Raw genomic sequence first — 6,487 nt, forward strand, 5'->3', positions numbered from 1 at the left:
GCGGCTAGCACTCAATGGACATCTACTTGAGCGGTTTATTTCCATGTTAGGACTTGACCCGACTTTGATTAAATCTCATCCTAACTACGATCTCCTGCTCCAGTATGGCTCTTTGACTCCATAAATTTGTCCGGACTATTGATCATCCCAAAATCTTTCGCGTAGCGTGCCATCGGCAATCGAGTGTCAATATCGATTTGAGATATTTAATTATTCATCGAGGACGAAATGATAAATTAACATATTATCAAAATGATAGCCTCTTAGTGCAAATATTCCAGCAATAATAGAGCTAATAAGATAAGTCGCTTGAACTAATCCGAGTATGGAAAGTGTTAAATTATCAAATGATTTATCTTGACAATTGACAGAACAAGTGATTGAAAGAATCACAAAAAACGAAACAACAACTAACATACTAAGAGAATGATTCAAGGCATAGTTAAGAGCGTCTCTACCGGATCGATCTATCAAAGGATGGGTAGTTTTTGTATTCGGCCACAGTAACCCAAAAATCGGTATTGAGGCAAAGGGCATCGAAATTAACACCATTGCCAAAATTACATAAAATCCAGCTGCTATCAACCGGAATTTTAATGGTGTTTTCCTCATAATTTGAATTCTATTTTTTCACTAAATGTGCCCCTGTAAATGTAGGGTGGGCAATGCCCACCACTAGATTTCAGGTGATAATTTAGCCTGTTATGTATTTAGTCTTCCCTGAATTTACGCACTAAACGTCAGTTTCCGCAAACAGCGCAATTTATTTCAAAGGGATATCGCTCACAATACGGTTCGGTTAAGTCCATTTTCTTAGATATTGTCAGTCCGCGAAGGCGGACTTTGCATCACTAGCGGCGGTTTCAACCGCTACCTAACTAGCTAACCGAACCGTATTGATATCGCTCAGGCATTAGGGATAACAGACCAAACAGTTAGTAATTGGGAGCAAGCGCGTAGTGAACCAAGGCTAACCATTAGACAGGTAGTTTTGCTATGTCGTGTTTTAGACTGTTCTTTGACCGATCTCGATGATGGCGAAGATTTATAAACAGACAACTGCCGTTAATATCGATCGAGTATCAATATCGATTCTCCAAGGAGAGGCTTCGCCAACGAACAATTCAGCATAATCGCTCGACAACTCGTTCGCGGAGCGTCCCGCTAGGGAATCGTTAGAACTGGTGGGTAAAAACTTATTAGTTCAAAAATCGCTCGTATTCGTCATGTTCGCCAATCCAGATCCAATAATAGTCATCACCTTCTTTCAACGCTAAGGCACGGCATCCACCACTAATCCGAACAGACCAAAGCTTTTTACCAACTTTCTTAAAATGCAAGGACGGATGAAGTGAGTTTTCTTGCCACAGTTTGTAAGCTTTCTTTGCCCGCCTTTTCATAACTGGCGACAAGTCTCTATATGCTTGCCAAAAATCAGAGGTTGTCGAGGACTTCATCTAGATTCCTTACGTTTTTATTAGCAATATCTGACTCTGCTCTGGCAATTAAACGATCGAGTTTTCCCGCTCCGAAGTCTGACTCAATATCTCGATCCCACTCTTCATCGAGATATTCTTGCAGCCACTTTGACAGATTGCGAATTTCGCCTTTTGGTAATTGTTCGATCGCTGACTGCACTTCTAATCTAGTACTCATATCAGATACTCTACTTTAGTCGCTATGTCTATTATATCAATCCACAGACACAGCGATCGAATCAAAACAGATCGATTAGGCTTTGCCTACTCTACGCGCTCGCACCAACCCCAAATCGATTACCTACGGTAGGCTACGCCAACGAGCTTTACCTACACTACCCGATCCCAACTAAAGAAATCAACATTAATATCATCACGAATCGTACCAGGATCGATCGAGTGTCAATATCGATCGAACAATTGGGCATAATAGATCGACAACTCGATCGTTAAGGTTGCTCGACAAACTTGCGGATATAATTATCGATTGCAATAATAATATGCTTTCAAAATATTTTAATTACCTAACAGATGCAAGTTTTATAAAGGATAATCATGGAAACACACTCTTTTTTCCTTTGGGTATTTATGGAAAGGGACGAATTATAACTGACGAAATTATTGAAAGAAAAGTTCGTCGCTTTATTCTTAACTACTATAAAGTTAGTTTGACGATAATTATTTTTACTGTTGTAGCATTCGGTTGTATATGGTCATTTCTGCTTACTCCTGTGTTTATGGGTTGGTTTTATTTAGCCACAAAATCTCTTCTAACTGGAGTTTAGACTAAAAACGAGAGAACGGCAGCCTCGGCGATCCGTGGGCTACCGTAAGGGAGAGAATGAGGGTGAAAAAGAAAACCCATCCAATCCCTGATATGAACAGTGAGAGGGTGTCTGAAAAGGGGGTAGAAAAGCTCCCAAGATTATGAGAATCTGTCTTTAAAGAAAAAAGTCGGACAGAAAATCATGAGAGCAGCAAGAAAATCATACATGAGCGACATAACAGATGAACAATGGGAGTTGCTCAAAGAATTTATCCCAGCAGCCAAAACAGGCGGCAGACCCAGAAAAGTAGAGGTTAGAGAAGTAGTCAATGCAATTTTTTATATCTTGAGTGCTGGCTGTCCGTGGCGGATGCTACCCCATGATTTTCCAGTCTGGCAGACGGTTTACGAGTATTTTCGGAATTGGCGAATCTATAAGATTTGGGAATCAATCAATCGCCAGTTTAATCAGTGGGTCAGAGTCAGCAATGTCAAAGAACCGACCCCCAGCATGGCAATTACAGATAGTCAGTCAGTGCAAATTGGGAGTACACAATCTGAGCCTCAAGCAGTTGGGTGTGATGGCGGGAAGAAGGTGAAGGGTCGCAAACGACATATTTTAGTTGACACATGGGGTTTATTGATGGTGGTCGTGGTTACAGCAGCTAACATGGCTGAACGGGAGGGAGCCAAATTAATTTTAGCCAAGTCTCAAACACATTACCCCAGGCTATTCAAGATTTTGGCTGATGCTGGATATGATGGTGCTCCGCTACTTCAATGGGTGATGGATACATATCATTGGATTTGGGAAACCGTCAAACGCACGGACAAAGCTGTTGGTTTTGTTCCTTTGCCACAACGCTGGGTGGTTGAACGCACTTTTGGTTGGTTCAATTGGTCTCGTCGTTTAAGCAAAGATTATGAGATTTTGACTGACACTTCTGAGGCTTTTCTTTACATTGCCATGATTCGTTTATCCCTTCGTCGTCTTGCCTGACTTTTCAGACACCCTCTGAGGCTCAAGAAACCATCGGGGGCGATAGCGGGTTGTTCTGGGTCGGTGTAGATGCCCATGTCGATCCCAAAAAACCAGTCCATGTGGTCTGCCCACAGGATAAGGAGGATCGATTTAAGCAGGCTGGGGATCAGTTCTTGAAGTTCTTTATCCACAGGGGCATCGTCGGAGCAGGGCAGTTCGTCAGCAGTCGGTAAGTATCTAGGTAACTCGTACTGATACATGGTGAGGGATTGGGTAAAGGGTAATAAATTTAGCAGTTCCTCAAAACTCAATGCCACGATAGACTCGTTCGATCGCAAAAGTGAGTCCGATGCTTTCTAGTTCGATCGTATCTCCAGCAGCGTAATTGGTTACTTCCCACTTGTCACGTTCGTTCTTGCGGAATACTTCAATTTCGATTTCTTCAGCACTGACGAGGACGTATTCAATTAAGCTGGTGGATCGCTGGTAGAGCTTGAATTTCTTGCCTCGGTCGTATGCTTCTGTACTGGGGGAGAGTACTTCGACGATTAGAGATGGATGGCTGATAAATTGAGTCGTCTGTCGATCTCGTTCGTCACAAGTCGCACTGGCATCGGGGTAAACGTATTTTTCAGATGCCTGAATCTTAATTTTTACATCTGAGTTAAGCGCGATGCACTTATCCGATTCGCTGAGGCGATCGTCAATTAGAGAGAATATCCTACCGCCGATCCTGCCATGATTGACTGTCCCACCACTCATGGCAAAGACCTCGCCATCGAAGTATTCATGCTTAACTTCTTGCTGCTCCTCCCAAGCAAAGTACTCTTGGGGGGTAAGTCGGGGCAAATGCGCTGATGCTGCAACCATATCTAACCTCAATTACTAAATTATCAGTCTCAACCCACATATCTATCGAAAAAAAGCGCGTCGTCTAACGATGATCGCCAGTATCGAAAAACAATGCTGGTGAAACATTGAAAAATTCTCCCAGAGCCTTAGCCATTGCTTTACTGATTTCACGCTTCCCATTAAGCACCTCTGAAGCTATTCCTTGAGAACCAAAGACTGATACTAAATCTTTCTGCTTTAGCCCGCGCTGACTCATCAGTTCGGTCAGAATTTCCAAAGGAGTAGCCCGCTTGAGCTGATAGTGTTTATCTTCAAAGCTTTCAATCAAATTCACCAGTAGTTTGAGCAACCGCTCTTGTGCTGGGGATAATGTCTCGCCTAGCCGCATTAATTTCGTAACTTCGGCTAAGTATAGTTCGTTCTCTATTTCAGTTTCGATCGCCTTGGGTTGAACTTCTGCCAACAATGCCGCATATTCTCGATCCAATGAGACTGTCATGATTTCCATTGCTCCTTGTCGTACTCTGCATGGGTGAGGATATTTCGGACAAAAATCGTCCCGATACGATAGTTGATTTCGGCAATTAATCGATAGTGGTTGCCTTTGATGTTGAAGACCGTATAAATGTCTACCAGATCGGCAGATGGATAGGCTTCCCTAAGTTCGACTAGATTTTGCCATTCGGCAGATTTGGCAGTTCTATCCCAAGTATCGAGCGCAACTTCTGAATCTGCATGAGTCAACGCGAATAAAACTAGTCTTTTACGGCTGATGATGTGCATTTACTATTAAATACCCTAGCCTAGATATTATATCTCTTTTTGAGATTCTATGTATGTCGAATAGCTTAGTAAAGAGTGAACAACAGCCGAACTGAAAACAGGGTTAAGCTTAAAACCATTATCCAGTATATCTTTTCACACGAACGCGCCAAATCGGGAAAATAGTACGCTAACAGCAGAAAGCCTGCTCCATCTGTTAAATGTCAAGTGGTTAGGGTTCTTCCGAGCTTTTGGTGAAAATAGACGATCGGGAGATTCTGGAGAAAAAATGAGGCTGTCAGTAACATGACAATATGACCACACAATTTTGCCAATGCCTGCTCCCTGGTTTCAACCTGCTGCGGTTGGAACACGAGGAGATCGACACAGAAAACTATCACATCACTGTAAACGTATCTTCAACCCAAACATTAGTTCAGTGTCCACTGTGTGCTTATCCAACTACACGCATCCATAGCCGTTACGAGCGAACGCTCTTGGACTTGCCCTGCGTCAACTACAGCTTGACCCTAGTAATGCAAGTGTGTAAGTTCTTTTGTGATAATGCAGACTGCATTCGACGGGTGTTCACAGAACGGATACCAGAAGTGACCACTCCTTGGGGAAGAAAGACAAGGAGATTAGGTCAAAAGCTCCAGATAATTGGATTGGCATTAGGCGGTGCGGCAGGTGCTCACCTCTGTCATCAAATCGGGATTGTAGCTTGTGGAAGTACACTCTTAAATCACCTCAAAAAGATATCCCTGCCTGAATTCGCGGTACCCAAAATTCTGGGAGTGGATGATTTTGCTTTTTGCAAGGGTCAGCGATACGGGACAATATTAGTCGATTTAGAGCGCAATCAACCGATTGCCCTACTTGCAGACCGGAAAGCAGAAACTTTAACAGATTGGTTAATGCAACATCCTGGGGTAGAAATACTCTCACGAGATCGATCGAAGACCTATAAAAGTGCGATGGATAAAGGGGCACCAGCAGCCATCCAAGTCGCTGACAGATTTCATCTGGTGCAAAACTTAGAAGAAACCTTAGAAAAAGTCTTCAGTAGTTATGGCAATGAACTTAAAGCAGTCGAACAACAGCAACGCCAGACTTCAGCTTCAACTGGGATGGTGGTCGTAACTCCCAAACCAACTACAACGGGCGTAGTTAAGGGATGGGGGAGTGTTTGTGTACTGGAAGAGTGACATGAGGAAAAAGAGAGTCAAAACGTTGATTGACCCAAGCAACGCGAAGGATCAGTAAATGATTGAAACCCGACTCACTCCAACGCATCCCAACACCCTTAAACCGTTGTTGTATTAACCACTTACAGGCACTCTCAATCATGCCAGAACCGAGTGGAAGTTGTTGCTGCTCAAAGTGTTGATAGTGGATGTGGCGATGATGACGTTGAAAATAGGCTTGGACTTGGAGCAGAGTAGTCAAAGACTTACCAGAAAACAAATTTGTGTTAATCAGTAACGTCAAAGAAGCCAAGACTTGATGATGTTGCCCATGACGAAGTAGATGCCGCCAGCGACCAAACCAGGCTCTAGCAGCAACAGAGCGAGGAGATTCAAACAAAGCATCAGTAGCCACTGCCCGTGATGACCAGCAGCATGAAACAAATCCAGAACGGCAACA

The 6,487-nt window shown here is 43.2% G+C and carries 10 protein-coding genes and 3 pseudogenes; 5 read left to right on the forward strand and 8 right to left on the reverse strand.

Translation table 11 applies throughout. The features are described from left to right. A pseudogene (locus ACEW9I_RS17000) lies at window positions 1-124 on the forward strand (transposase); the annotation flags it as partial. A gap of 86 nt (window positions 125-210) precedes the next feature. Here ACEW9I_RS17000 and ACEW9I_RS17005 read toward each other — a convergent pair. Then, on the reverse strand, window positions 211-612 hold the full coding sequence (locus ACEW9I_RS17005) for a DUF4870 domain-containing protein (RefSeq protein ID WP_373541520.1): 402 nt from the start codon (window positions 610-612) through the stop codon (window positions 211-213). A gap of 289 nt (window positions 613-901) precedes the next feature. Here ACEW9I_RS17005 and ACEW9I_RS17010 point away from each other — a divergent pair, with 289 nt between their 5' ends. Beyond that, window positions 902-1,051, forward strand: a complete 150-nt coding sequence (locus ACEW9I_RS17010) for a helix-turn-helix transcriptional regulator (protein ID WP_373541529.1) — start codon at window positions 902-904, stop codon at window positions 1,049-1,051. Window positions 1,052-1,199: 148 nt separating this feature from the next. Here ACEW9I_RS17010 and ACEW9I_RS17015 read toward each other — a convergent pair whose 3' ends face one another. Next, window positions 1,200-1,457, reverse strand: a complete 258-nt coding sequence (locus ACEW9I_RS17015) for a hypothetical protein (RefSeq protein ID WP_373541521.1) — start codon at window positions 1,455-1,457, stop codon at window positions 1,200-1,202. Further along, on the reverse strand, window positions 1,435-1,656 hold the full coding sequence (locus ACEW9I_RS17020; RefSeq protein WP_373541522.1) for a hypothetical protein: 222 nt from the start codon (window positions 1,654-1,656) through the stop codon (window positions 1,435-1,437). Before ACEW9I_RS17020 ends, ACEW9I_RS17015 begins: the two co-directional genes overlap by 23 nt. Before the next feature lie 277 nt (window positions 1,657-1,933). Here ACEW9I_RS17020 and ACEW9I_RS17025 point away from each other — a divergent pair, with 277 nt between their 5' ends. Further along, window positions 1,934-2,263: a hypothetical protein gene (locus ACEW9I_RS17025; protein WP_373541523.1), complete on the forward strand. Its 330-nt coding sequence runs from the start codon at window positions 1,934-1,936 to the stop codon at window positions 2,261-2,263. 183 nt (window positions 2,264-2,446) lie between these two features. Continuing rightward, entirely contained in the window at window positions 2,447-3,244 is a 798-nt protein-coding gene (locus tag ACEW9I_RS17030) for an IS5 family transposase (protein WP_373541524.1), read from the forward strand. A gap of 17 nt (window positions 3,245-3,261) precedes the next feature. Here ACEW9I_RS17030 and ACEW9I_RS17035 read toward each other — a convergent pair. The 4 genes and pseudogenes from ACEW9I_RS17035 to ACEW9I_RS17050 form a co-directional block, all read right to left on the reverse strand. Then, window positions 3,262-3,486 (reverse strand): annotated as a pseudogene (locus ACEW9I_RS17035) (Uma2 family endonuclease); the annotation flags it as partial. Window positions 3,487-3,526: 40 nt separating this feature from the next. Beyond that, window positions 3,527-4,096 (reverse strand): Uma2 family endonuclease, encoded by a 570-nt coding sequence (locus ACEW9I_RS17040; protein ID WP_373541525.1) that lies wholly within the window; start codon window positions 4,094-4,096, stop codon window positions 3,527-3,529. Between the two features lie 64 nt (window positions 4,097-4,160). After that, window positions 4,161-4,577, reverse strand: coding sequence for a type II toxin-antitoxin system HigA family antitoxin (locus ACEW9I_RS17045; RefSeq protein WP_373541526.1), 417 nt, complete (start codon window positions 4,575-4,577; stop codon window positions 4,161-4,163). Beyond that, the gene (locus tag ACEW9I_RS17050) at window positions 4,574-4,861 is read right to left on the reverse strand and encodes a type II toxin-antitoxin system HigB family toxin (protein WP_373541527.1); all 288 of its coding nucleotides are present in this window, start codon (window positions 4,859-4,861) and stop codon (window positions 4,574-4,576) included. Before ACEW9I_RS17050 ends, ACEW9I_RS17045 begins: the two co-directional genes overlap by 4 nt. Before the next feature lie 293 nt (window positions 4,862-5,154). On the opposite strand from ACEW9I_RS17050, the gene ACEW9I_RS17055 reads away from it, so the two are divergent. Continuing rightward, window positions 5,155-6,048: an ISL3 family transposase gene (locus tag ACEW9I_RS17055; protein ID WP_373541528.1), complete on the forward strand. Its 894-nt coding sequence runs from the start codon at window positions 5,155-5,157 to the stop codon at window positions 6,046-6,048. Here ACEW9I_RS17055 and ACEW9I_RS17060 read toward each other — a convergent pair. Then, window positions 6,011-6,487, reverse strand: a pseudogene (locus tag ACEW9I_RS17060) (hypothetical protein); the annotation flags it as partial. The gene ACEW9I_RS17055 and the pseudogene ACEW9I_RS17060 sit on opposite strands and share 38 nt — an antisense overlap.

This window comes from Chamaesiphon sp. (assembly GCF_041738855.1).
GTDB lineage: Bacteria > Cyanobacteriota > Cyanobacteriia > Cyanobacteriales > Chamaesiphonaceae > Chamaesiphon.

Bases quoted from the DNA above. Each gene is read 5' to 3' on its own strand.
- ACEW9I_RS17040 (WP_373541525.1), bottom strand. From the start codon at position 4,096: ATGGTTGCAGCATCAGCGCATTTGCCCCGACTTACCCCCCAAGAGTAC.
- ACEW9I_RS17030 (WP_373541524.1), top strand. From the start codon at position 2,447: ATGAGAGCAGCAAGAAAATCATACATGAGCGACATAACAGATGAACAA.
- ACEW9I_RS17015 (WP_373541521.1), bottom strand. From the start codon at position 1,457: ATGAAGTCCTCGACAACCTCTGATTTTTGGCAAGCATATAGAGACTTG.
- ACEW9I_RS17050 (WP_373541527.1), bottom strand. From the start codon at position 4,861: ATGCACATCATCAGCCGTAAAAGACTAGTTTTATTCGCGTTGACTCAT.
- ACEW9I_RS17055 (WP_373541528.1), top strand. From the start codon at position 5,155: ATGACCACACAATTTTGCCAATGCCTGCTCCCTGGTTTCAACCTGCTG.
- ACEW9I_RS17020 (WP_373541522.1), bottom strand. From the start codon at position 1,656: ATGAGTACTAGATTAGAAGTGCAGTCAGCGATCGAACAATTACCAAAA.
- ACEW9I_RS17005 (WP_373541520.1), bottom strand. From the start codon at position 612: ATGAGGAAAACACCATTAAAATTCCGGTTGATAGCAGCTGGATTTTAT.
- ACEW9I_RS17045 (WP_373541526.1), bottom strand. From the start codon at position 4,577: ATGACAGTCTCATTGGATCGAGAATATGCGGCATTGTTGGCAGAAGTT.